This window comes from Nonomuraea sp. NPDC050328, assembly GCF_044459405.1.
In the GTDB taxonomy this organism is placed as follows: domain Bacteria; phylum Actinomycetota; class Actinomycetes; order Streptosporangiales; family Streptosporangiaceae; genus Nonomuraea.
Map to the genome: position 1 here is coordinate 31,826 of NZ_JBITIW010000014.1, position 21,157 is coordinate 52,982.

Annotated in this window: 23 protein-coding genes; 19 read left to right on the forward strand and 4 right to left on the reverse strand. The window is 74.2% G+C overall.

All coding sequences use genetic code 11. From position 1 onward, the window contains the following. The first annotated feature begins 142 nt into the window (after positions 1-142). From ACIBG7_RS37885 to ACIBG7_RS37935, 11 genes are read left to right on the forward strand one after another with little or no spacing between them, the layout of a single operon-like run. A complete protein-coding gene (locus ACIBG7_RS37885; protein WP_357925119.1) occupies positions 143-1,771 on the forward strand; it encodes a carbamoyltransferase C-terminal domain-containing protein in 1,629 nt (542 codons plus the stop codon). Beyond that, positions 1,756-2,694 (forward strand): glycosyltransferase family 2 protein, encoded by a 939-nt coding sequence (locus ACIBG7_RS37890; protein ID WP_397339364.1) that lies wholly within the window; start codon positions 1,756-1,758, stop codon positions 2,692-2,694. Before ACIBG7_RS37885 ends, ACIBG7_RS37890 begins: the two co-directional genes overlap by 16 nt. Continuing rightward, a complete protein-coding gene (locus ACIBG7_RS37895; protein WP_397339365.1) occupies positions 2,694-3,701 on the forward strand; it encodes a glycosyltransferase family 9 protein in 1,008 nt (335 codons plus the stop codon). Before ACIBG7_RS37890 ends, ACIBG7_RS37895 begins: the two co-directional genes overlap by 1 nt. Beyond that, entirely contained in the window at positions 3,698-4,888 is a 1,191-nt protein-coding gene (locus ACIBG7_RS37900) for a glycosyltransferase (RefSeq protein ID WP_357925128.1), read from the forward strand. The genes ACIBG7_RS37895 and ACIBG7_RS37900 overlap by 4 nt, the downstream gene beginning before the upstream one ends. Before the next feature lie 2 nt (positions 4,889-4,890). Next, the gene (locus ACIBG7_RS37905; RefSeq protein WP_357925130.1) at positions 4,891-5,442 is read left to right on the forward strand and encodes an SIS domain-containing protein; all 552 of its coding nucleotides are present in this window, start codon (positions 4,891-4,893) and stop codon (positions 5,440-5,442) included. After that, on the forward strand, positions 5,439-6,806 hold the full coding sequence (locus tag ACIBG7_RS37910; RefSeq protein WP_397339366.1) for a PfkB family carbohydrate kinase: 1,368 nt from the start codon (positions 5,439-5,441) through the stop codon (positions 6,804-6,806). Before ACIBG7_RS37905 ends, ACIBG7_RS37910 begins: the two co-directional genes overlap by 4 nt. Further along, complete coding sequence (locus tag ACIBG7_RS37915; RefSeq protein WP_357925136.1) at positions 6,807-7,478, forward strand: SDR family oxidoreductase; 672 nt, start codon at positions 6,807-6,809, stop codon at positions 7,476-7,478. Next, positions 7,469-8,326: a glycosyltransferase family 9 protein gene (locus tag ACIBG7_RS37920; RefSeq protein WP_397339368.1), complete on the forward strand. Its 858-nt coding sequence runs from the start codon at positions 7,469-7,471 to the stop codon at positions 8,324-8,326. The genes ACIBG7_RS37915 and ACIBG7_RS37920 overlap by 10 nt, the downstream gene beginning before the upstream one ends. Continuing rightward, positions 8,311-9,252, forward strand: coding sequence for a UDP-glucuronic acid decarboxylase family protein (locus ACIBG7_RS37925; protein ID WP_357925142.1), 942 nt, complete (start codon positions 8,311-8,313; stop codon positions 9,250-9,252). The genes ACIBG7_RS37920 and ACIBG7_RS37925 overlap by 16 nt, the downstream gene beginning before the upstream one ends. A 17-nt stretch (positions 9,253-9,269) precedes the next feature. After that, positions 9,270-10,205: a RimK family alpha-L-glutamate ligase gene (locus ACIBG7_RS37930; RefSeq protein ID WP_397339369.1), complete on the forward strand. Its 936-nt coding sequence runs from the start codon at positions 9,270-9,272 to the stop codon at positions 10,203-10,205. A gap of 21 nt (positions 10,206-10,226) precedes the next feature. Beyond that, complete coding sequence (locus tag ACIBG7_RS37935) at positions 10,227-11,672, forward strand: carboxylesterase family protein (protein WP_357925146.1); 1,446 nt, start codon at positions 10,227-10,229, stop codon at positions 11,670-11,672. A 16-nt stretch (positions 11,673-11,688) separates the two neighbouring features. On the opposite strand, the gene ACIBG7_RS37940 is transcribed toward ACIBG7_RS37935, so the two are convergent. Further along, on the reverse strand, positions 11,689-12,369 hold the full coding sequence (locus ACIBG7_RS37940) for a hypothetical protein (RefSeq protein ID WP_357925149.1): 681 nt from the start codon (positions 12,367-12,369) through the stop codon (positions 11,689-11,691). A 95-nt stretch (positions 12,370-12,464) separates the two neighbouring features. Here ACIBG7_RS37940 and ACIBG7_RS37945 point away from each other — a divergent pair, with 95 nt between their 5' ends. Together ACIBG7_RS37945 and ACIBG7_RS37950 are read left to right on the forward strand one after the other, a co-directional pair. Further along, the gene (locus ACIBG7_RS37945; RefSeq protein WP_397339370.1) at positions 12,465-12,917 is read left to right on the forward strand and encodes a hypothetical protein; all 453 of its coding nucleotides are present in this window, start codon (positions 12,465-12,467) and stop codon (positions 12,915-12,917) included. Between the two features lie 134 nt (positions 12,918-13,051). Then, positions 13,052-13,714, forward strand: coding sequence for a DUF1707 domain-containing protein (locus tag ACIBG7_RS37950; protein ID WP_397339371.1), 663 nt, complete (start codon positions 13,052-13,054; stop codon positions 13,712-13,714). A gap of 84 nt (positions 13,715-13,798) precedes the next feature. Here the strand turns inward: ACIBG7_RS37950 and ACIBG7_RS37955 are convergent, their stop codons facing one another. After that, positions 13,799-14,449, reverse strand: coding sequence for an FMN-binding negative transcriptional regulator (locus ACIBG7_RS37955; protein WP_397339372.1), 651 nt, complete (start codon positions 14,447-14,449; stop codon positions 13,799-13,801). A gap of 245 nt (positions 14,450-14,694) precedes the next feature. On the opposite strand from ACIBG7_RS37955, the gene ACIBG7_RS37960 reads away from it, so the two are divergent. From ACIBG7_RS37960 to ACIBG7_RS37970, 3 genes are all read left to right on the forward strand, one after another. Further along, the gene (locus ACIBG7_RS37960; protein ID WP_357925157.1) at positions 14,695-15,171 is read left to right on the forward strand and encodes a hypothetical protein; all 477 of its coding nucleotides are present in this window, start codon (positions 14,695-14,697) and stop codon (positions 15,169-15,171) included. A 49-nt stretch (positions 15,172-15,220) separates the two neighbouring features. Then, the gene (locus ACIBG7_RS37965; RefSeq protein ID WP_397339373.1) at positions 15,221-15,490 is read left to right on the forward strand and encodes a metal-sensitive transcriptional regulator; all 270 of its coding nucleotides are present in this window, start codon (positions 15,221-15,223) and stop codon (positions 15,488-15,490) included. Positions 15,491-15,809: 319 nt separating this feature from the next. Further along, positions 15,810-17,135: a rhodanese-like domain-containing protein gene (locus tag ACIBG7_RS37970; protein ID WP_397339374.1), complete on the forward strand. Its 1,326-nt coding sequence runs from the start codon at positions 15,810-15,812 to the stop codon at positions 17,133-17,135. Positions 17,136-17,358: 223 nt separating this feature from the next. Here ACIBG7_RS37970 and ACIBG7_RS37975 read toward each other — a convergent pair whose 3' ends face one another. Then, positions 17,359-18,006: a TetR/AcrR family transcriptional regulator gene (locus tag ACIBG7_RS37975; RefSeq protein WP_397339375.1), complete on the reverse strand. Its 648-nt coding sequence runs from the start codon at positions 18,004-18,006 to the stop codon at positions 17,359-17,361. A gap of 89 nt (positions 18,007-18,095) precedes the next feature. Between ACIBG7_RS37975 and ACIBG7_RS37980 the strand changes: the two genes are divergently transcribed. Together ACIBG7_RS37980 and ACIBG7_RS37985 are read left to right on the forward strand one after the other, a co-directional pair. Further along, positions 18,096-19,487, forward strand: a complete 1,392-nt coding sequence (locus tag ACIBG7_RS37980; protein WP_397339376.1) for an MFS transporter — start codon at positions 18,096-18,098, stop codon at positions 19,485-19,487. Further along, positions 19,484-19,936, forward strand: a complete 453-nt coding sequence (locus tag ACIBG7_RS37985) for a GNAT family N-acetyltransferase (protein WP_397339377.1) — start codon at positions 19,484-19,486, stop codon at positions 19,934-19,936. Before ACIBG7_RS37980 ends, ACIBG7_RS37985 begins: the two co-directional genes overlap by 4 nt. Here the strand turns inward: ACIBG7_RS37985 and ACIBG7_RS37990 are convergent. After that, on the reverse strand, positions 19,918-20,574 hold the full coding sequence (locus ACIBG7_RS37990; RefSeq protein WP_397339378.1) for a hypothetical protein: 657 nt from the start codon (positions 20,572-20,574) through the stop codon (positions 19,918-19,920). The genes ACIBG7_RS37985 and ACIBG7_RS37990 overlap by 19 nt on opposite strands. A gap of 167 nt (positions 20,575-20,741) precedes the next feature. Between ACIBG7_RS37990 and ACIBG7_RS37995 the strand changes: the two genes are divergently transcribed. Then, entirely contained in the window at positions 20,742-21,149 is a 408-nt protein-coding gene (locus tag ACIBG7_RS37995) for an STAS domain-containing protein (protein WP_357925175.1), read from the forward strand. The last annotated feature ends 8 nt before the right edge of the window (positions 21,150-21,157 follow it).

Consider the following 21,157-nt stretch of genomic DNA (forward strand, 5'->3'; position numbering starts at 1 on the left):
CGCGCGAAAACTACTCTCCGTGACAACGTGCAGGTCTGCATGCCTGTGAGCTGCACTTTTCGGGAGGCCTTGGGTTGAGAAGCGCTTCTCTGGGTAGCGCTTCTAACCGGTCTCCATCCCGGTCTCCAGCAAGGAGTGCGCGGTGAGATTTCTCGGGATCAACGCGATTTTCCACGACCCGGCAGCCGCTCTCGTCATCGACGGGAAGATCGTCGCCGCTGCAGAGGAGGAAAGGTTCAGCCGCCGCAAACACGGCAAACGTCCGGTGCCCTTCTCGGCCTGGGAACTACCGGAGCAGGCCGCCGCCTGGTGCCTGGAGGCGCACGGGCTGCGCCCCGAGGACCTGGACGGGGTCGCCTACTCCTACGATCCGGCCCTCGTCCGCGACACCGTCGCACCCTGGGAGGACCTGCGCACCACCTACGCCCGCCGCGCGCCCAACTTCCTGGCCACCGCGCTGCCCGGCCTCGATCCGGCGCAGGTGGAGTTCGTGCCCCACCACGTGGCCCACGCCGCCAGCGCCGGGCTGGCCGCGCCGTACGAGGAGTGCGCGGTGCTGGTCTGCGACGGCCGCGGCGAGGCGGTCTCGCACCTGGCCGGCGTCTACGTCCAGGGCGAGCTGACCACGCTGGCCGCCCAGGAGCTGCCGCACTCGCTCGGCCTGATGTACGAGGAGGTTACCGAGCACCTCGGCTTCCTGCGCTCCAGCGACGAGTACAAGGTCATGGCGCTGGCCTCCTACGGCAAACCGCGCTTCCTGCCCGACTTCCGTCGCCTGGTGGCCGCGACCGGCGACGGCGGCTTCCACGTCGCGCCGATCGACTGGGCGATCTACGCCAAACGGCTGCGCAAGGGCGAGAGCTGGACGCAGGAGCACGCCGACCTGGCCGCCACCGTGCAGACGCGGCTGGAGGAGGTCCTCCTGGACCTGGCCCGCTGGCTGCACGAGCGGACCGGGCAGCGCCGGCTGGCCATGGCCGGGGGAGTGGCGCTCAACTGCGTGGCCAACACCCGGCTGCTGGCCGAGGGACCGTTCGAGGAGATCTGGGTGCAGCCGGCCGCCGGCGACTCGGGCACCGCGCTGGGCGGGGCGCTGCACCTGGCCGCCACGCGCGGCGAGCGGGCCGCCCCGATGCCCGGGGCCGACCTCGGGCGCGGCTGGAGCGAGGAGGAGATCGCCGCCTGGCTGGACGTGGCCCGCGTGCCGTACAGCCGGCCCGCCGACCTGGCCGAGGAGGTGGCGCGGGCGCTCGCCGACGACCTGATCATCGCCTGGTTCCAGGGGCGCAGCGAGTACGGCCCGCGCGCGCTCGGCCGGCGCTCGCTGCTGGCCCATCCGGGCCACGCGCGCAACACCGAGCGGCTCAACGACGTGAAGGGCCGCGAGCAGTTCCGGCCGATCGCGCCGATGGTGCTGGAGTCGCGCGCCCACGAGATCTTCGGCCGGGGGCCGATGCCCTCGCCGTACATGCTGTTCGTGCACGACGTGCGCCCCGAGTGGCGCGATCGGATCCCGGCCGTGGTCCACGTCGACGGCACGGCCCGCATCCAGACCGTCTCCGAGGACGGCGACCCGCTGCTGGCCCGCACCCTGGCCCGCTTCGAGGCGCTGTCCGGGCTGCCGGTCGTCGTCAACACCAGCCTGAACACCGCCGGCCGCCCCATGGTCGACTCGCCGCGCGACGCGCTCGAATGTTTCGGCTCCTCGCCGGTGGACGTGCTGGTGCTGGGTCCGTTCGTGATCAGGAGGGCCACATGGTCACCGTCGTGATTCCGACCGTCGGCCGGGCCTCCCTGCGGGCGGCGATCCCGGACGGGCTGCCGGTGATCGTGGTCGACGACCGCCCCGGCGAGGGCGAGCCGCTCGACGTGCCCGCCCACGTGCGGGTGCTGCGCTCGGGCGGGCGCGGGCCGGCCGCCGCCCGGAACGTGGGCTGGCGGGCGGCCGGCACCGAATGGGTGGTCTTCCTCGACGACGACGTGGTTCCTGGCCCCGGCTGGACCGAACGGCTGGCCGCCGACCTGGCCGTGCCCGGCATCGACGGCAGCCAGGGCCGCATCGAGGTGCCCTTGCCGACCGACCGCCGGCCCACCGACGCCGAGCGCAACACCGCCGGGCTGGCCACGGCCGAGTGGATCACCGCGGACCTCGCCTACCGGCGCGCCGCGCTGGAGGAGGTCGGCGGGTTCGAGGAACGGTTCCCGCGCGCCTACCGGGAGGACGCCGACCTCGCGTTGCGGCTGGCCAAGGCCGGGTTCCGGCTGGCCCGCGGCGAGCGGGTGACCGTCCACCCGGTCCGGGACGACGGCTGGTTCGCCAGCGTGCACCGCCAGCGCGGCAACGCCGACGACGCGTTGATGCGCCGCCTGCACGGACGCGAGTGGCGCTCGATGATCGGCGCCACCGGCCTGCTGCCGCGGCACGCCCTGACCACCCTGCTGCTCCTGCTGAGCGGCCGGTCCCGGCTGGCCTTCCTGGGCTGGGCGGCGCTGACCGCCAAGTTCGCCTGGGAACGCATCGAGCCCGGGCCGCGCACGCCGGAGGAGATCGTCACCATGGTGGTCACCAGCGCGCTCATCCCGCCCGCGGCGTGCTTCCACCGGCTCCGGGGCGAGCTGCGGCTCCGGCTGGCTGACACGGCGCTGGAGACGGCGCCCGCCCTCGGCGTGCAACCGGCCGAGGTCGCCTCCTGATGGGCCGCCACGTGCTGGTCGCCCGGCTCGACAACGCCGGCGACGTGCTGCTGGCCGGGCCGGCCGTGCGAGCGGTGGCCCACACGGCCGGTCGGGTGACGCTGCTGGTGGGACCACTGGGCCGGGCGGCGGCCGAGCTGCTGCCCGGCGTCGCCGAGATCGTCGAGTGGCGGGCCCCGTGGATCGACGCCGCCGCCCCGCCGGTCAGCGCCCACCACGTGGCCCGGCTGATGCGCGGCCTGCCCGAGGTGGACGAGGCGATCATCCTCACCTCCTTCCACCAGTCAGCGCTGCCCCTGGCCCTGCTGCTGCGCCTGCACGGCGTCGAGCGGATCACCGCCATCAGCAACGACTACCCGGGCTCCCTGCTCGACGTGCGGGTCCAGGTCGACGAGAGCGTCGACGTGCCCGAGGCCGAGCGCATGCTCGCCGTCGCCCGGGCGGCGGGCTACACCCTCGCCGGCGGCGACGACGGCCGCCTCGCCGTACGCCGTCCGCTGCCCGGGACGGACCACCTGACCGGCCCGCCCGGCTACGTGGTCGTGCATCCGGGAGCCAGCGTCCCCGCCCGCGCCTGGCCGGCCGGGCGGCACCGCGAAGCCGTCGCCGCCCTGGCCGAGGAGGGCCTGGCCGTGGTGGTGACCGGCGGCCCCGGCGAACGTGAGCTGACCGCCGAGGTGGCCGGATCGCACGGCCTCGACCTGGGCGGCCGGACCAGCCTGCCGGAACTGGCCGGGATCCTGGCCCGCGCCGGCGTCCTGGTCTCGGGCAACACCGGCCCCGCGCATCTGGCCGCCGCCGTGGGCACGCCGGTGGTCAGCCTGTTCGCCCCCGTCGTGCCCGCCGGACGCTGGGCCCCCTACGGAGTGCCCAGCGTGCTCCTGGGTGACCAGCACGCCCCCTGCCGCGCCAGCCGCGCGCGGTTGTGTCCCGTTCCGGGTCATCCCTGCCTGACCGACGTGTCGGCCGAGCAGGTGGTGAAAGCAGTGAGGGAGCTCATCAGATGAAAATCGATCTCATCTCCGAGCACGCCGACCCGCTCGCCGTGATCGGCGGCGTCGACTCCGGCGGACAGAACGTGCACGTCGCCGCACTCGCCGAAGCCCTGGCCGCCCGCGGGCACGACGTGGTCGTGCACACCCGCCGGCACTCGCCCGACCTGCCGTCCAGCCTGCCGCTGGCCGGCGGCGCCCGCGTCAGCTACATCACCGCCGGACCCGCCGCGCCGATCCCCAAGGACGACCTGCTCCCGCACATGGGCGACTTCGCCCGCGAACTGGCCCGCATCTGGGCCGGACGGCCGCCGGACGTGGCGCACGCGCACTTCTGGATGAGCGGCCAGGCCGCCCTGCGCGCCGCCGGCCGCGCCATCCCGGTGGTGCAGACCTTCCACGCGCTCGGCAGCGTCAAGCGCCGCTGGCAGGGCCGCGACGACACCAGCCCCGCCGGTCGCGTCGAGGTCGAGGCGGCGATCGGCCGCGCCGCCGCCGCGGTCCTGGCCACCTGCCACGACGAGATCGGCGAGCTGACCGCCATGGGCGTGCCCGAGGAACGGCTCAGCATCGTGCCCTGCGGCGTGGACCTGTCCCTGTTCCGCCCGCAGGGCCGCATCGCGCCCCGCCCCGGCATCCACCGGGTGCTCAGCATCGGCCGCCTGGTCCCGCGCAAGGGCGTGGACACCGTGCTGCGGGCGCTGCGCGAGGTGCCCGGCGCCGAGCTGATCATCGCCGGCGGCTCGGCCGCCGACCCCGAGGCCGTCCGGCTGGTACGGCTGGCCGAAACCCTCGGGCTCACCGGCCGGGTCAAGGTGATCGGCAGCGTGCCGCGCGACCGCGTCCCCGAGCTGATGCGCTCGGCCGACGTGCTGGTGACCGTGCCCTGGTACGAGCCGTTCGGCATGGTGCCGCTGGAGGCGATGGCCTGCGGCGTGCCGGTGATCGCCTCGGCGGTCGGCGGCCACCTCGACACCGTCGCCGGCTACGGGGTGCTCGTCCCGCCCCGCAAGCCGCACCTGCTGGCCCGGGCCCTGCGCGAGCTGCTGGAACAGCCGGAGCGCCGGGCCTGCCTGGGCGCCTCGGGCGCGCGCCGCGCCGCCGAACGGTACGGCTGGCCCCGCGTCGCCGAGCGCACCGAGCAGATCTACCAGCGAGTCGTCCGCGGAGCCCGGCTCCGCATGGCACCGGCGGGAGGATGAGCATGCACGCCCACCTGTCCAGACTGCGAGACGCCCTGGCGATGGTCGACGCCCAGTCCGCGACCGTCGAGGCCTGGGGCCGCAAGCTCGCCGTGCTGCTGCGCGACGGCGGCCGCCTGCTGGCCTGCGGCAACGGCGGTTCGGCCGCCGAGGCGCAGCACCTGACCGCCGAGCTGGTCGGCCGCTACAAGGGCGAGCGCCAGCCGTTCGCCGCCATCCCGCTGCACGCCGACACCTCCACGGTCAGCGCGATCGCCAACGACTTCGGCGCCGAGGAGGTCTACGCCCGCCAGGTGCGCGCGCACGGCCGCCGCGGTGACGTGCTGATCTGCCTGTCCACCAGCGGGTCGAGCCCCAACGTGCTGGCCGCGGCCCGGGCCGCGCAGGAGAGCGGGCTGATCGCCTGGGCGCTGACCGGGCCGGCGCCCAACCCGCTGGCCGAGCTGTGCGACGAGGCCGTGGCGGTCCCGGAGGCCGAGACCGCCACCGTCCAGGAGGTGCACCTCGCCATGATCCACATGCTCTGCGAGTCGGTCGAGGAGGGGTGTCAATGAAGCGGGGACCGCTGGTCGTCGTGGGCGACTGCCTGCTCGACGTGGATCTGGAGGGCGAGGCCGCGCGCCTGGCCCCCGACGCTCCGGTGCCGGTCGTGGAGGGGACGAGCGAGCAGCTGCGTCCCGGCGGGGCGGGGCTGGCCGCGTTGCTGGCCGCCCGCGACGACGACGAGGTGATCCTGGTGACCGCCCTCGGCGACGATGACGCCGGCCGTACCCTGCACAGCCTGCTCGCCGGGCGGGTCGAGGTGGTCCGGGTGCCGATGCGCGGCACCACCGTGCGCAAGACCCGGGTGCGGGCCAGAGGGCAGACGCTGGTCCGCATCGACACCGGCGACGGCCGGGCGGCCGGCGCCGACCCGGCCCGCGCGGCGCTGCGCGACGGGCCCGTGGCTTCGGTGCTCCGCCGGGCCGGTGCGGTGCTGGTCTCCGACTACGGCCGGGGCGTCGCCGAGGCGGCCCGGGAGCTGCTGGCCGGGCTGGACGTGCCGGTCGTGTGGGACCCGCATCCCCGAGGCGCGCTCCCGGTGCCCGGTTGCGCCCTGGTCACGCCGAGCGAGGCCGAGGCCCGGGTGCTCTGCCGCGAGCCGTACACCGGCCCGGACCAGGCCGCGCGGCACCTGACCGACCTGCTGCGCGCCCGCGCGGTGGCGGTGACCATGGGCGCGCAGGGCGCGAGCCTGGCCTGCGCGGACGGCCACCACACCCGGGTGCCGCCGCCCGCCCTCGGCTCCGGGCAGGACGCCTGCGGCGCGGGGGACCGGCTGGCCTCCGCCGCCGCGCTCGCCCTGCGCGCCGGCCGCTCGGCCGAGGAGGCGGTGGCCGCCGGGGTCGCCGAGGCCTCCCGGTTCGTGGCCGAGGGCGGAGCCGCCGCCATCCGGCTCAAACGCGCCGAGATGGGCGACCGCCCGCGCACCGCCATCGAGGTGGCCGAGCTGGTCCGCGCCTCCGGCCGCCAGCTCATCGCCACCGGCGGCTGCTTCGACCTGCTGCACGCCGGGCACGTCAGCCTGCTGCGCCGGGCTAGGGCGCTCGGCGACGCGCTGATCGTCTGCGTCAACTCCGACGAGTCGGTGCGTCGGCTGAAAGGCCCGGGCCGCCCGCTGGTCGGCCAGCGCGACCGGGTCGAGGTGCTGCGCGCGCTCGGCTGCGTGGACGCCGTCCTGGTCTTCGAGGAGGACACCCCCGAGGCGGTGATCGAGCAGGTGCGCCCGCACGTCTGGGTGAAGGGCGGCGACTACTCCGAGCGCCGCCTGCCCGAGCAGGAGGTGCTCGACCGCATCGGCGCCGAGGCGGTCGTGCTGTCCAGCGTCCCCGGCCGTTCCACCACCAACCTGATCGCCGCCGCACAGAAGGAGCGATGAATGAACGTGCTGATCACCGGAGGAGCCTCCGGGCTGGGCCTGGCCACCGCGCGGGCCGTCGCCAAGGCGGGCTGGCGCCCGCTGGTGGTGGACGTGCGGCCGGTCGAGGAGTTCGACCACGCCGTCGCCGACCTGGCCGAACGGGCCCAGGCCGAGCGGGCCGTCCGCGAGCTGGCCGAGCGCGCGGGCGGGCTGGACGGCGTCGTCACCGCGGCCGGCGTGGACGCCTGCGGGCAGCTCGGCGACGTGGACGCGGACGCCTGGGAGCGGGTGATCATGGTCAACCTGCTCGGCACCGCCTCGGTGGTGCGGGCGGCGCTGCCGTACCTGCTCGACTCGCACGGCCGGGTGGTCACCTGCGCCTCCACGCTGGGGTTGCGGGCGCTGAGCGACGCCACCGCCTACTGCGCCTCGAAGTTCGGCGTGGTCGGCTTCAGCCGCGCGCTGGCCGCCGAGCTCGCCGGCCGGGTCGGGGTGACCATGCTGGTGCCCGGCGGGATGGCCACCGCCTTCTTCGACGACCGCGCCGAGCAGTACAAGCCGGGGCCCGACGCCAAGCTCAACAAGCCGGAGAACGTGGCGCAGACCATCGTCTTCGCCCTGTCGCAGCCGGCCGGGTGCGAGGTGCGGGAGCTCGTGGTCTGCCCCTCGACGGAGAGCTCGTGGCCGTAATCGCGCTGCGCGGGCTCGGCCTGGGGGACCTGCTGGCCGCGGTGCCCGCCCTGCGGGCGCTGCGGCGCGGCTTCCCCGGCCGGCGGCTCGTGCTGGCCGGGCCGGCCTCGCTGGCGCCGCTGCTGCCGGTGGACGAGGTGGTGGAGGTGCGCGGCCCGGGGCCGGTCCCGGTCCGGGAGCCGGAGGTGGCGGTCAACCTGCACGGCAAGGGGCCGCAGAGCGTCGAGGCGCTGCGCCGTACCCGCCCGGGGCGGTTGCTGACCCACGGCGAGGACGGCCCGCCCTGGCGGGAGGAGGTGCACGAGGTGCGGCGCTGGTGCGAGCTGCTCGAGTGGTACGGCCTGGCCGCCGACCCGCTCGACCTGCGGCTGGGCTCCCACCTCGGCGGCGGGCCGATCGTCGTGCACCCGGGCGCCGCCTACCCCGCCCGGCGCTGGCCCGCCGAACGCTTCGCGAAGGTGGTGGCGGCGCTGCCGGGCGAGGTGGTGGTGACCGGCAGCGCGGACGAACGCCCGCTGGCGGCCGAGGTGGCCGAGCTGTCCGGCGGGCGGGCCGAGGTCCTGGCGGGGGAGACCGACGTGCTCGCCCTCGCCGACCTGGTCCGGCGCGCCCGGCTGGTGATCTGCGGCGACACCGGCGTGGCCCACCTGGCCACCGCGTACGGCACGCCGTCGGTGCTGCTGTTCGGCCCCACGCCGCCGGCCCGGTGGGGCCCGCTGACCGATGGGCCGCACGTGGTGCTGTGGAAAGGCTCGGAAGGAGATCCGCACGGCCGCTCGGCCGACCCCGGGCTGCTGCGGATCGAGGTATCGGACGTCCTGGAGGCGATCTCATGCGTGCGGTGGTGACCGGCGGAGCGGGCTTTCTCGGCTCCTACCTGTGCGAACGGCTGGTCGAGCAGGGCCTGGAAGTGGTCTGCCTGGACAACTTCCTGACCGGCGTCGCCGACAACCTGGAAGGGCTGCTCGGCCGGATCGAGATCATCGACTGCGACCTGACCGGCTTCGTGCACGTGCCCGGCCCGGTGGACCTGGTGCTGCACTTCGCCTCGGCCGCCTCGCCCGCCGACTACCTGGCCTACCCGGTCGAGACGCTCAAGGTGGGCAGCCTGGGCACGCTGCACGCGCTCGGCCTGGCCCGGCAGAAGGCGGCCCGGTTCGTGCTGGCCTCCACCAGCGAGGTCTACGGCGACCCGCTGGAGCACCCGCAACGGGAGAGCTACTGGGGCAACGTCAACCCGGTCGGCCCGCGCAGCGTCTACGACGAGGCCAAGCGCTTCGCCGAGTCGCTGACCACCGCCTACCGCAACACCCACGACGTGGACACCGGCATCGTGCGGATCTTCAACTCCTACGGCCCGCGCATGCGCCCGCACGACGGGCGCGCCATCCCGACCTTCATCCGGCAGGCGCTGGCCGGCGAGCCGATCACCGTCACCGGCGACGGCTCGCAGACCCGCTCCATCTGCTACGTGGACGACACCGTCGAGGGCGTGCTGCGGCTGGCCCGCAGCACCTTCGCCGGCCCGGTCAACATCGGCAACCCGAACGAGCTGACCATGCTGGAGCTGGCCACCACGATCCGCGAGCTGACCGGGTCGTCGTCGGAGATCCGCTTCATCGAGCGGCCCGAGGACGACCCCATGGTCCGCCGGCCCGACACCACGCTGGCCAAGCTCGAACTCGGCTGGGAGCCGCGGGTCGACCCGATCGAGGGATTGCGCAGAACGATCGACTGGTTCTCGGCTGTTCGCGGGGAATATCACGCTAAGTGACCGGGTAGCGACCCAGCGTGGAACACAACACCGAGAGCCTGGCTCTTCTTATCGTGCACGGCACCGAGTTGCCCAACAGTGACATCACCTACCTGGCCGACGGCGCCCGCGAGCGCGGCCACCGGCCCTTGGTGGTGCCCTGGACCGAGCTGAGCGTCTGCCTCGACGAGTTCGGCCCGCAACTGTGCGCCAACGGCCGCCCGCTGGTGGCCGACGGCATCATCCACCAGCTCTCCACCGACGCGCTCGGCGGGCTGGCCGTCCTGGCGGCGGTGGAGGAGCGGGTCCCGCACCTCAACTCCGCCGACCCCGTGTTGCGCTCGGCCGACAAGTTCGCCACCCACGTACGGCTGGCCGCCCACGGCGTGCCCACGCCCGCCACCGCCTTGTGCCCGAACGATCGCGAGCTGCGGGCCTTCGCCGCCGCCTTCGGCTACCCGGTGGTGCTCAAGCAGCCCGACGGGGCCCGCGGCGCCGAGGTCGCCCTCGCCCGCGACGCGGCGGAGCTGCCGGCCAAGGCCGCCTCGATCCGCGAGCGCGGCCACACCCTGCTCGTCCAGCGCTTCTACGCCGAGGCCGCGGGCTGCAACCACCGCGTGCTCGTGGTCGGCGGGCGCTTCTTCGCCGCCGCCGAGCAGCGCGGGCGCCCCGGCGACTTCCGCTCCAACGGACCCGGCGACGTCTCGCGGCCGGTCGAGCTGACCGAGACGGAGATCGCGGTCGCCGAGCAGGCCGCCCGCGCCGCCGAACTCGACCTGATGAGCGCCGACCTGCTGCGCACCGCCGACGGCCCGGTGATCCTGGAGACCAACTCCTTCCCGAACTTCGGCGGCTTCGACGGCATCGACGTGCGCCGGCCCATCCTCGACCTGATCGAGGCCAAGTGCGCCGCCCGCCGCCGCGCGGCCGCCGCCCCGCCCGTCACCACCGCCGCGGAGGTCCTCGCGGGTTGAGGATCGGGGTAGGAACACCCCATGGATCCGCAGGCACGCACCACGCACGGCTGGGTCTCCGGGCGCTGGGCCGGCGACGTGGCCGAGTTCCTCGGCCTGCCGTACGCCGAGCCGCCCGTCGGTGAGCTGCGCCTGCGCCCGCCGCGCCCGCCGGCGCGGTGGGCGGGCGTGCGGCCCTGCCACGCGTACGGCCCGGCGGCCCCGCAACCACCGGCCGACTACAACGAAGGCGTGCCCGAACTCCTGCGCGGCGGCGACGACTACCTCAACCTCAACGTCTTCACGCCAGACCCCGGCGGGTCCGGCCTGCCGGTGCTGGTGTGGCTGCACGGCGGCGGCTTCGCGGCGGGCGGCAACGCCAGCCCCTGGTACCACGGCGGCGGCTTCGCCCGCTCCGGCGTGGTGCTGGTCACGCCGAACTACCGGCTCGGCCCGGAGGGCTTCCTGCCCCTGGCCGGCGGCTCGGCCAACCTCGGCGTGCGCGACTGGGTGCGGGCGCTGGAATGGGTGGCGGCCAACATCGCGGCCTTCGGCGGCGACCCGGGAGCGGTCACCGTGGGCGGGCAGTCGGCCGGTGGCCAGGCGGCCGTCACGCTGCTGGCCGTACCCGCGGCGGCCGGGCTGTTCCACCGCGTGATCGACATGAGCGGCGGATCGGTGGCGTGGGAGGACGCCGAGTCGGCCACGGCCTGGGCACGCCGCTACGCCGGGCACCTCGGCGTGCCGCCGACGCGGGAGGCCTTCGCCGCGCTCGACCCCCGCGCCACGGCCGAGGCGCACGCCGGGCTGGAACGGCCGGGGGAGGGCGTGCTGGGGCGGATCTTCGGCGAGGGCACGCGCGGGTTCAACCCCTTCGTCGACGGCGAGGTCGTCGCCGGGGACCCGCTAGACGTGCTCCGGTCCGGGACCGCGGCGGGGGTGCCGCTGCTGGTCGGCAGCGCGGCCGAGGAGTTCAACGAGGTCCTGCGCGCGCAGCGAGGGCCGCTGGAGGCCGCCGAGTACGCCGAGGCGCTGCGGGCGCTCGACGTGGGCCCCCGGGAGCGCGAGTTCTACGAGGAGCGATGGCCGGCCGGGCTGGAGGTGCTCGGCCAGGTGCTGACCGACCGGCTCTTCCGCGTGCCGACGCTGCGGGTGGCGCAGGCCCATCCCGGGCCGGTGCACCTGTACGACTTCCGCTGGCGCTCCCCGGCCAACGGCGGCGCGACGGGGGCCGGGCACTGCGTGGACCTGCCGTTCGTCTTCGACTGCCTCGACGCGCCCGGCGTGGAGCGCATGTGCGGCCCGCACCCGCCGGCCGAGCTCGCGGCGCGGATGCACGGGGCCTGGGCCGCCTTCGTGCGCTCCGGCGACCCCGGCTGGCCCCGGTACGGCGAGCACGGGGCGGCCCGGGTCTTCGACGTGCCGGACGCCGGCCTGGAGGCCGATCCGCTGCGCGAGGAGTCGGCGTTCTGGCCCGACCTGGTCTGACCCGGTCGCGTGCGGCTCAGGAGGCGACGACGAGCGGCAGCCCGGCCAGCAGCCGCTCGCGCAGGACGTCGCCGCGCACACCGATCTCGGCCAGGTCGTCCGGCCCCGGCGTGCCGGTGACCAGCAGCTCGGGCACGAGCAGGCGGCTCAGCGGAATGTCGGGCGCCGGATCGGCCAGCCCGCCGATCTCCGCCTGGGCCAGGTCGAGGTAGCCGGGCTTGAGCGTCCGGCCGCGCAGGGTGCCGCCGACCAGGTCGGGGCAGAACTCGTTCCAGAAGATCGAGACGGTGGCGCGCAGGTCGCCGTGGACCATCACCAGGGTGCCGGTCATGTCGCCGACGACGGCCTCGGCCGTCACGTGCCCGCGCACGACGAGCTTCGCGTCGCCGGCCAGGTAGAGGTTCCGCGCCCGCAGGTCGCCGAGGACGATCAGGGCGGCGTCGCCGTAGTCGGGGTCGACGACGTTCCCGTCGACGTCGAGGTCGCCGTCCACGATGTACCCGGTGGCGGCCTCGGGGGTGCCGTCGAGCCACGGCGTCCGCTTGTGGTCGTCGAGCGCCAGCTCACCGCTCACCGTCGCCGGGCCGGGGACCAGGATGTACTCCTCCTCGTAGAGGTTCTCGTACGTGGACTCCGGCAGGCCCCGGCGCTCGAACAGCGCCACCGCGTCGTCCCAGGCGAGGTAACTCGATCGCATGCGGGCGACCATAGCAGGAGGAACCGCCCTTGGACGATCTTGAAGCAGCGATCAGATTCTCATGATCATCGGCCGGGGAGGCCGGGGATATGATCATGCTTCCCGGAGTGCTTCCGGCCCTGCTCGCCCTGTTCCTCACCCCCGCCCCGGCCGCCGACCCGCCCGCTCCGGCCGAGCCCTACGAGTCCAGGATCGTCACCCAGTGCAGCGACCAGCTCCCCTGGCCCGGCGACGTCCGCGGCCGGGTGGTCCGCCGCGTGCACTTCGAGGGCCGCGCGGTCGAGCTCCACGCCCGGCGCTTCAACGGCAAGGAGTACGGCTGGGCCCGGCTCACCGGCTCCACCAGGGCCGGGGACGAGGTCTACATGATGGTCTACAAGGGCGACCAGAGCTGCTACACCCGGCTGCAGCGGATCGGCATCGACGGGTACGACGCCTGGTCGCAGATGTGGCCCACCAGCAACCAGTCCAGCCTGCAGTTCCAGGCGTGCGGCTGGTTCCCCTACGCCGGCGAGCAGGGCACCAGCCGCTGCACCGACCGCTGGTAGCCGTCGAGGTTCACTTTGACGGCGCAAACAAGTGAAGATAGAACAGGAGCGCGGTTCGCGCCGCCGGTCCGGGCCGACTCTGTCCGCAACGCCGGCGGCACGCCCCTTCCGCCGCCGCACCCCGAGGAGGCCGGATGCCGGCAGACCCCACCCGCCCGCCCGCGCCCTTGGACCCCGCGCTTCGTGGCTCCCACCCCGAACCGGTGGACCCCTCTCGTCCGCCCGCGCTCCGGGCGTCCGACGCCGAGCGTGACCGGATCATCGACGTGCTGCGCGCCGCCGTGACCGACGGCCGGCTCGAACCGGTCGAGTTCGACGAGCGGGTGGACGCCGCGCTGGCCGCCCGCACCGTCGAGGCGCTGGCCCCGCTGGTCGCCGACCTCGTGCCGAGGCCCGGCGCCGGGCTCACCACCGCCCTGCCGTACTCCACGGAACCCGCCGCCGAGCTGCTCACCATCAAGGAGAGCCACGGCACGGTCCGCCGGGAGGGCCGCTGGACCCTGCCGCACCGCCTCCTGCTCCGCACCTCGTGGAGCGACGTGCACCTCGACCTGAGCGAAGCGGTGTGCACCGTGCCCGAGCTCGTCGTCGAGCTGAAGGTCAGCGGCGGCCGGGTGGAGCTCATCCTTGCGCCCGGCATGATCGTGGACGTCAACGAGCTGTCCGCCCGGCACAGCCACGTCACGATCAGCCGCGACGCCGGCGGCGGCGCCCTCCCGGAGACGCTCCGCGTCCGGCTGGTCGGCCGGCTCCGGCACGGCCACCTGGAGACCCGCTGGCAGACCCCACGCCGATGAGCAGGACCGGCACGAGTTCACGTCCCTGACCCGCACCGGCCGTTGATCGGTGTCCCGCTCGGCCTGCTGCGGCCCAGCCGTGGCTCAGGCCGGCTTCCAGGCGCCGATCCGGTCGAGGCGGCGGCGCTGGTGCCGGGCGGTCGGCTCGTCGAGGCCCTGGGCGCGGCCGGTGAGCCGATCGGCGACCTCGGCCCGGAGCTCGACCGGCTTGTGGTCGTCGTACTTGAACTTGGCCCGCACCTCGGCGACCTCCAGCCGCAGCCCGCGAATCCCCGACAACATCCGCCCATAAGGCGCCTGGCCCACGACCACCGGGGCGTGCCCGCCCTCGGGCTGGAAGTGAGCCAGTTGCCGGCGCAGCAGTTCGGCCTTCTCCTCGGGATCGTCGAGCACGACCGCCCGGCAGGTGAACTGGACGGCCGCGTAGTAGCTGGTCGGCACCCCGTCGGCGACCTCGGCCCCCGGCGCCGCCCGCCACGTGCTCGGCACGTAGGCGTAGTCCCCGATCACGGTGAACGTGACGTCCGGGTCGTGCTCGATCGCCTTCCAGACCGGGTTCGGCCGGGCGAGATGGACGAGCAGATCGCCCCCGTCATACGCGAAGTGCGTGGGCACCACCACGGGCGCCTGCCCCGGCAGGCCGTTCACGCACAACTGCCCGAAGTCGTGCCCCTCGGCGACCCAGGTCTGCCACTCGGCCTCGTCCAGACCGGCGTCCCAGGGCTGGATGAACATGGGGGTCCTCCTCCGTCGATCGCGTGCGGGCCCAGGGTAGAACGCGAGGTCCGAGCCCCGAGGAGGCGGTGCCCCGTCCAGAGGCTCTCTCGATGCCGGCTGCCGCATCGTCTGTCATCGGCCGGGCCGCCGCGCTCCGCTCCGTCAGCCCGCTGACCTGCTGGTTTTCCGGGTACGGCCGGCCGCACGCGCGACAGGTCGCGGGGCGCGCCGAAATTGTCGGTCGGCGTGATTACCCTCCGGGCATGGACGCTGTCGAACCGTTGCAGATGCCGCCCATGGTGCTCCACTCGGGCGAGGTCCCCGCCTTCCTGCTGGCCTGGCGCCGATCCACGGCGGCCGGCTGGGAGGGGCGCCTGGCCATCCCCCGGCCGGGAACGGCCGTGGAGTACCTGTGGGCCCCCGCCGCCCAGTTGACCCGCCTGCGAAGCGCCGACTACAGCGCCGTCCCCCGTGACGAGGAACGGCCGTTACGGCTGCCGCCGATGGTGCTGTCCAGGGGCGACAACCCGGCCTTCCTGCTCGCCTGGCGGCCCTTCACCGCCGACGGCCGGCAGGGCTGGGACGGGCACCTGGCCATCCCGCCCCGGCTGGCCGGGGTCGCCGCCCGGATCACCCTCATCTGGGTGAGCGCGAGCGGCATCCGGCGCCTGCCGGAGGTCGACTACAGCTTCGTGCCCCGGCTGCTTCCGGCTGCGGGAGGTGTCCTGAAGTCGGCGTGACATGCGGACTCGTTTGGCGTCGGCTCCCTCCGTGGATACCCTGGGGGGTATGGAGCTGAACGAAACGATGGTCGGCGACGCCGCGGTCCGGTTGCGCCGGGCCCATGGTCAGCTCGCCGGGGTGATCTCGATGATCGAGGCGGGGGAGGACTGCGTGAAGGTCCTCACCCAGCTCGCGGCGGTCTCCAAGGCGCTCGACCGGGCCGGCTTCAAGATCGTGGCCAGCGGCCTGCGGCACTGCCAGGAGGCACAGGCCAGGGGAGAGGCCGCCCCCATGCCGGTCGAGGAGTTGGAGAAGCTCTTCCTCGCCCTCGCCTGACCCACCTCCGCCACCAGCTCACCCGACTCCGGCTCGGGGGACTCCGTCTTCGGGCGGCTCCGCTTTCGGGCGGCTCCGCTTTCGGGCGGTTCCGTCTTCGGGCGGTTCCGTCTTCGGGTGGCTCTGTTTCCGGGTGGCTCCGTCTTCGGGCGGGTCTGCGGGTCCGATGCCGGCCCTCCATCCGGCCCCGTCTCCGGGCGGCCTCGGCCCGGACGTGTCACCCGCCCATACCCCAAGGGGTTTACTGGCTCGCCAATCTTCCCCTGGGGTTATCCATCCACGACATATACCCCCCAGGGTACCGACGAAAGGCGCGCGCATGGAGATCATCTCGTTCCGGACGCCCGGACTGGGCGACCAGAGCCACCTGCTCACCCACGACGGCAAGGGCATCCTCGTAGACCCCCAGCGCGACATCGACCGCTTCCTGTCCGCCGCCGCCGACCACGACGTCGAACTGCGCTACGTCCTGGAAACGCACCTCCACAACGACTACCTGTCCGGCGCCGAACAGGCGGCCCTGCGATCCGGCGCCGAGCTGGTACTGCCCGCCGCAGCAGCCGCCGCCTACCCCCACACCCCCGCCTTCCATCTGGAGGAGCTCCCGGCGACCGGCGGCCTGTCCGTCCGCCCGATCCACACCCCAGGCCACACCCCGGAGCACACCAGCTACCTGGTGCTGATCGACGGCGAGCCGATGGCGGTGTTCTCCGGCGGCAGCCTGCTCGTCGCCTCCGCCGGGCGTCCCGACCTGCTCGGCCCCGAGCGTGCCCGCACTCTGGCCAAGCTCCAGCACGGCTCGCTGCACCGCCTGGCCGGTCTGCCGCGCGAGGTGGGCCTGTACCCGACCCACGGCGAGGGCTCCTTCTGCAGCACGAGCGGCGTGGGCCGGCACACCTCCACCATCGGCGCCGAGCAGGACGGCAACCCGCTGCTCGCCCTGCCCGACCAGGACGCCTTCGCCGACCAACTGCTCGCTGCGCCCATGCCGATCCCGGCCTTCTACGAGCACGTGGGCCCCGTCAACCTGCTCGGAGTGCCGCCGCTCCCGCAGCGCTCCGCGCCCGAGCTGAGCGTCGAGGAGGTGCCCGGCGAGGCTCACGTGCTCGACCTCCGGCCCCGCACCGCCCAGGCCGCCGGCTTCCTGCCCGGCTCGACCGGCGTCGAGTTGGCCGACGACTTCGGGAGCTGGGCGGGGTGGCTCCTGCCGTACGGCGAGCCGATCGTCCTGGTCGCCGAGCCCGGCCAGGACGTCGCCGAGGCGCTCGTCCAACTGGCCAGGATCGGCCTGGACGACGTGCGCGGCGTGCTGCGCGACCTCGGACCGGCCGCGACCGCCCGCTTCGAGCTCCTCGACCTGCCCGCCTTCCTGGAGAGGCTGCCCGGTGCCCAGGTGCTCGACGTCCGGATGCCCAGCGAGCGCGAGGCCGCCCCGTTGCCCGGCGCCGTCGAGCGCTTCCTGCCCGACCTGATCGCCCAGGGCGTCCCGGCGGAACTGGACCCCAGCCGGCCCTTGCTGGTCGTCTGCGGATCGGGCCGCCGCGCGTCCATCGCCGCGACCATCCTGACCCGCCACGGCTTCGACCCCGTGGTCCTCAACCAGGCCGGAGCCGCCGACGTCGCCGCCGCCCTGCCCACCGCCTGACCGGTCGCTCCCTGGAAGCCGGCCTCCTGAGTGGCCCGCTCCCGCCCCGCCCGCCGCCTGACCGGCCCACCGCCTGACCGGCCCGCCCAGCCACGCCGCGAAGCCCGCCGCTCCCGATCGGCCCGGCCGCTCCTCAGGTCGGATCGCCCCGCCCCGCTCGCCCGGTCCGACTGTTCCTCTAGCCAGACTCGCCCTGCCCCGCTCGCCCAGTCCGACTGTTCCTCTAGCCGGGCCCGCCCCACCGCTCTCGGTCGGCCCGGCTGTTCCCCTTGCCGGGTTCGCCCCGGTCAGCCGGTACGGCCAGCACGGCCTGCACGGATCGGGTGATCACGTCCCCCGCGTGGTGCGGCTCCAGGCGGCCGGCCCGGACCTCGGCGGCTGCCCCGTGCAGGATGTAGTGCACGACGTTGACCAGCCACGTAGCGGGCAGGTCGGTCCGGAAGACGCCCTGCTCCCGCCCCCGGCGCACGAGCTCGCTCATCCGCCGAGCAGGCTCCTCGTGCAGCTCACGCACCCGCCCGGGCGGCAGCACCTCCTCGGCCGCCGCCAGCAACGCGGCTGACTCGGCGACGACCTGCCAGCTCGACTCCAGCAGCCGGGTCATGGCCTCGCCGGCGTGCCCGGACAGGTCGACCGACGACAACGTCTCGTCCCCGGCCCGCAACGCGTCCATGAGGGCGGCCTCGACGAGGTCGGCCCGGGTGGCGAAGTGCCCGTAGAGGGTCATCCGTCCCACGCCCGCCGCCTTGGCGATGTCGTCGGTCTTGGCGTGCGGGTCGGAGCTCAGCAGGTCGCGGGCGGCGGAGACGATGCGGGCGATGCTGCGCTCGGCGTCGGCACGGCGCTTGGGGCGCACGGAGGATTCGGCCATGCCTCACCCTAACGCGTATGCAGATATACGAGTTATAGTGACGGCAAAGCTCGTATATGGACATACGAGTTAACCGGTTGGAGAACCCGATGACCCCACCCACGGCACACCCGGCGCGCTGGCGCATCCTCGGCCTGCTGGGCGTGGCCCAGCTCATGCTGATCCTCGACGTCACCGTCGTCGCCCTCGCGCTGCCGCACATCGAGACCGACCTCGGCCTCAGCCGCGAGGCGCTGACCTGGACGGTCAGCGCCTACACGCTCACCTTCGGCGGCCTCATGCTGCTCGGCGGGCGGATCTCGGACCTGCTGGGCGCCCGCTGGATCGTGCTGGCCGGCCTCCTGATCTTCACCGGGGCCTCGCTGGCCACCGGCCTGGCCGAGAGCGCGCCCGCCCTGGTCGGCGGCCGGATCGGTCAGGGGGTGGGTGCGGCCCTGCTCTCGCCGGCGGCGCTGTCGCTGGTCGTGGGGCTGTTCGAGGGGGAGGAGCGCAACCGGGCGCTGGGCGTGTGGTCCGCGCTCGGCGGTGGCGGGGCCGCCCTCGGGGTGCTGCTCGGCGGCCTGCTCACCGGGGGGCCGGGCTGGGCGTGGGTGTTCTACGTCAACGTGCCCATCGGGCTGGTGATCGCCGTCCTGCTGGCCGTACTCCTGCCCAGGCAGCGGGCCTGGGCCGCTGCGGGGACGCGGCTCGACGTCCTCGGCGCGGTGCTGGTGACGGCGGCCTCCGCGTCGCTGATCTACGCGCTCATCGCCGCGGGGGAGGGCGGGTGGGTCACGCCGCTCACCGGCTGGCTGGTCCTGGCCGCGGCCGTGGGTTACGTGCTCTTCGTGGTGTGGCAGCGGCGGGCCCGGTCGCCGCTGATGGACGTCCGGCTGCTGGTGCGGCGGCCGGTGGCGACCGGGGCGTTTCTCATCCTGATGGCGACGGCGCTGATGATCGCGGTGTTCTTCCTGGGGACGTTCTACTTCCAGCAGGCGCTCGGCTACGGGGCGCTGCTCACGGGTGTGCTGTTCCTGCCGGTGGCGGTGCTCACCATGGTGGGCGCCAACCTGACCGGGCGGTTGATCGGGCGGTGGGGGGCGCGGGCGCTGGCCGTCGCGGGGCTGGCGGTGGCGGCGGCCGGGCTGGCTGTGCCGGCGGTGTGGATGCATCCGGTCGGCGTGGTGGCCGGGGTCTCGGTGGCCGCGGCCGGGACCGGGGCGCTGTTCGTGGTCGCCTCGGCGACCGCGCTCGGTCAGGTGGCGCCGCACGAGGCGGGGATCGCCTCCGGGATCGTGAGCACCTTCCACGAGTTCGGCGCCTCGGCCGGCGCCGCGGTGATCTCCAGTGTCGCGGCGGCGAGCCTGGCCGGGACGACGCTGAGCGGGTTCACCGGCGGGTTCACCGTAGCGGCCGCCGCCGCCGGCGCCGGAATCGTGATCGCCGCCCTGATCACTCCACCCCGGCCGCGCCGGACCTCCACCGCGAAGGGACAGGCATGATCACGATTCGCCGCGCCACGCCCCAGGACGCCGCCATGGTGCACGGGCTCATGCGCGCGCTCGCCGAGCACCAGGACGAGGGCTGGGCGGTCACGGTGACCGTCGACCGGCTTGCCGGCTACCTCGGCCGGCCCGAGGTCGGCTACCTCGTCGCCGAGCGGGACGGAAGGCCGGTCGGGTACGTCTCGTGGCTCCGGCGGGTGAGCCTGTGGGCGGGCCGTGACTACCTCGCGCTGGACGACCTGTACGTGGCCGACGGAGAGCGGGGGCACGGCGTCGGCGAGCGGCTCATGCGGGCCGCCGCCGAGGAGGCCGGCGGCCTGGTGATCCGCTGGGAGGTCGCCCAGGCGAACGTGGCCGCGCAACGCTTCTACGCGCGCATCGGCGCCACCCTCACCACCAAGACCATCTGCCGGCTGGCGACGGCCGATCAGCTCAGGTCGTCGTAGACGTCGCGGGTGATCGCGGTGAGGGCCTTGCGCATCTGCCGCTCGGAGGGGTTGCGGTCGCTCTTGGCCTTGTAGTGCCAGTAGATGACCCGCAGCGTGGCGTTGCCCCAGCGCGAGACCATGATCCCCGTGGTGCGGTCGAGGTTGTACCCCTGCCCGTCGCCGATGGCGTAGTAGAGGGCGGCCTCGTCGCCGACGCCCGCGACCGGGTCGCCGTCGGTGAGGGCTCCGCCGGAGACCGACCGGTGGGCGTTCTCCTTGAACTCGGTGAAGGTGTCCTGGTTGACCTTCAGGTGCACGTCGATGACCCCGCTGAACTCGCCCTCGGACCCCCCGCCGCCCGGCGCCCAGCGGGGGCCGCGCTGGAGGATGGGCACCTGGTGCTCGTTCTGGGTCCTCCGGTCGTCCTCGGGGTCCGGGCGGCAGTCCGCCCCGGGGGCGTACTTGGCGAGGGTCTCCGGGTCGAGGAGCTCGCAGCCCTGCGCGACGTCGGTGAACGTCACGGCGGGTGGGAAGCTGGGAGCCGGGCTGCTCGGCGCGGCGGTGCCGGCCGGGGCGGCCACGCCCTCGACCAGGGAGCACGCGCCCGCGCCGAGCGTGAGCAGAGCCGCGGTCGCCACCTGCCGGAGCGTTCTCATAGCCACCAGACGTTAGTGTCCGCCGCCGATGTCCGCCACCGTGCATGAAGGGGCGATCTGCGGGCACTCGATGCCCGCACTTCGATCGTCGAACCCTCGCGGGCCACGTATGATGAAGCGGTATTCAGGTATTCACCTTCAGGTGTCGGATAAGTGAGGGCTCGACGATGGATGCCTCGGCCGTGCTGTCCGATCACCCGGACGCCGGTAGCCGGGTCGTGCCGACCCCGCTGTCGCTGATGAGCGTCAGCCTGCTGCAGGGCACGCTGATCACCGTCTCCGGTGAGCTCGACGCCACCAACGTGGCCATGCTGGAACGGTATGTCGCCGAACACCACCCCGACCCCGGCCGGGCCCTGGTGCTCGACCTGGGCGGGCTGTCCTTCCTGGACAGCAGCGGCCTCGGCCTGCTGATCCACCTGCGCGGCCAGGGCGGCACGCGGGGCAGCCTCCACCTGGCCGCCCTCCAGCCCCGGCCGGCGCATCTCATGGAGATCACCGGCGCGCTGCGCCACTTCGACGTGCATCCCACGCTGGAGCAGGCGCTTCAGGCGGCCGGGCCGTTCCCGACCTGAGACCGTGC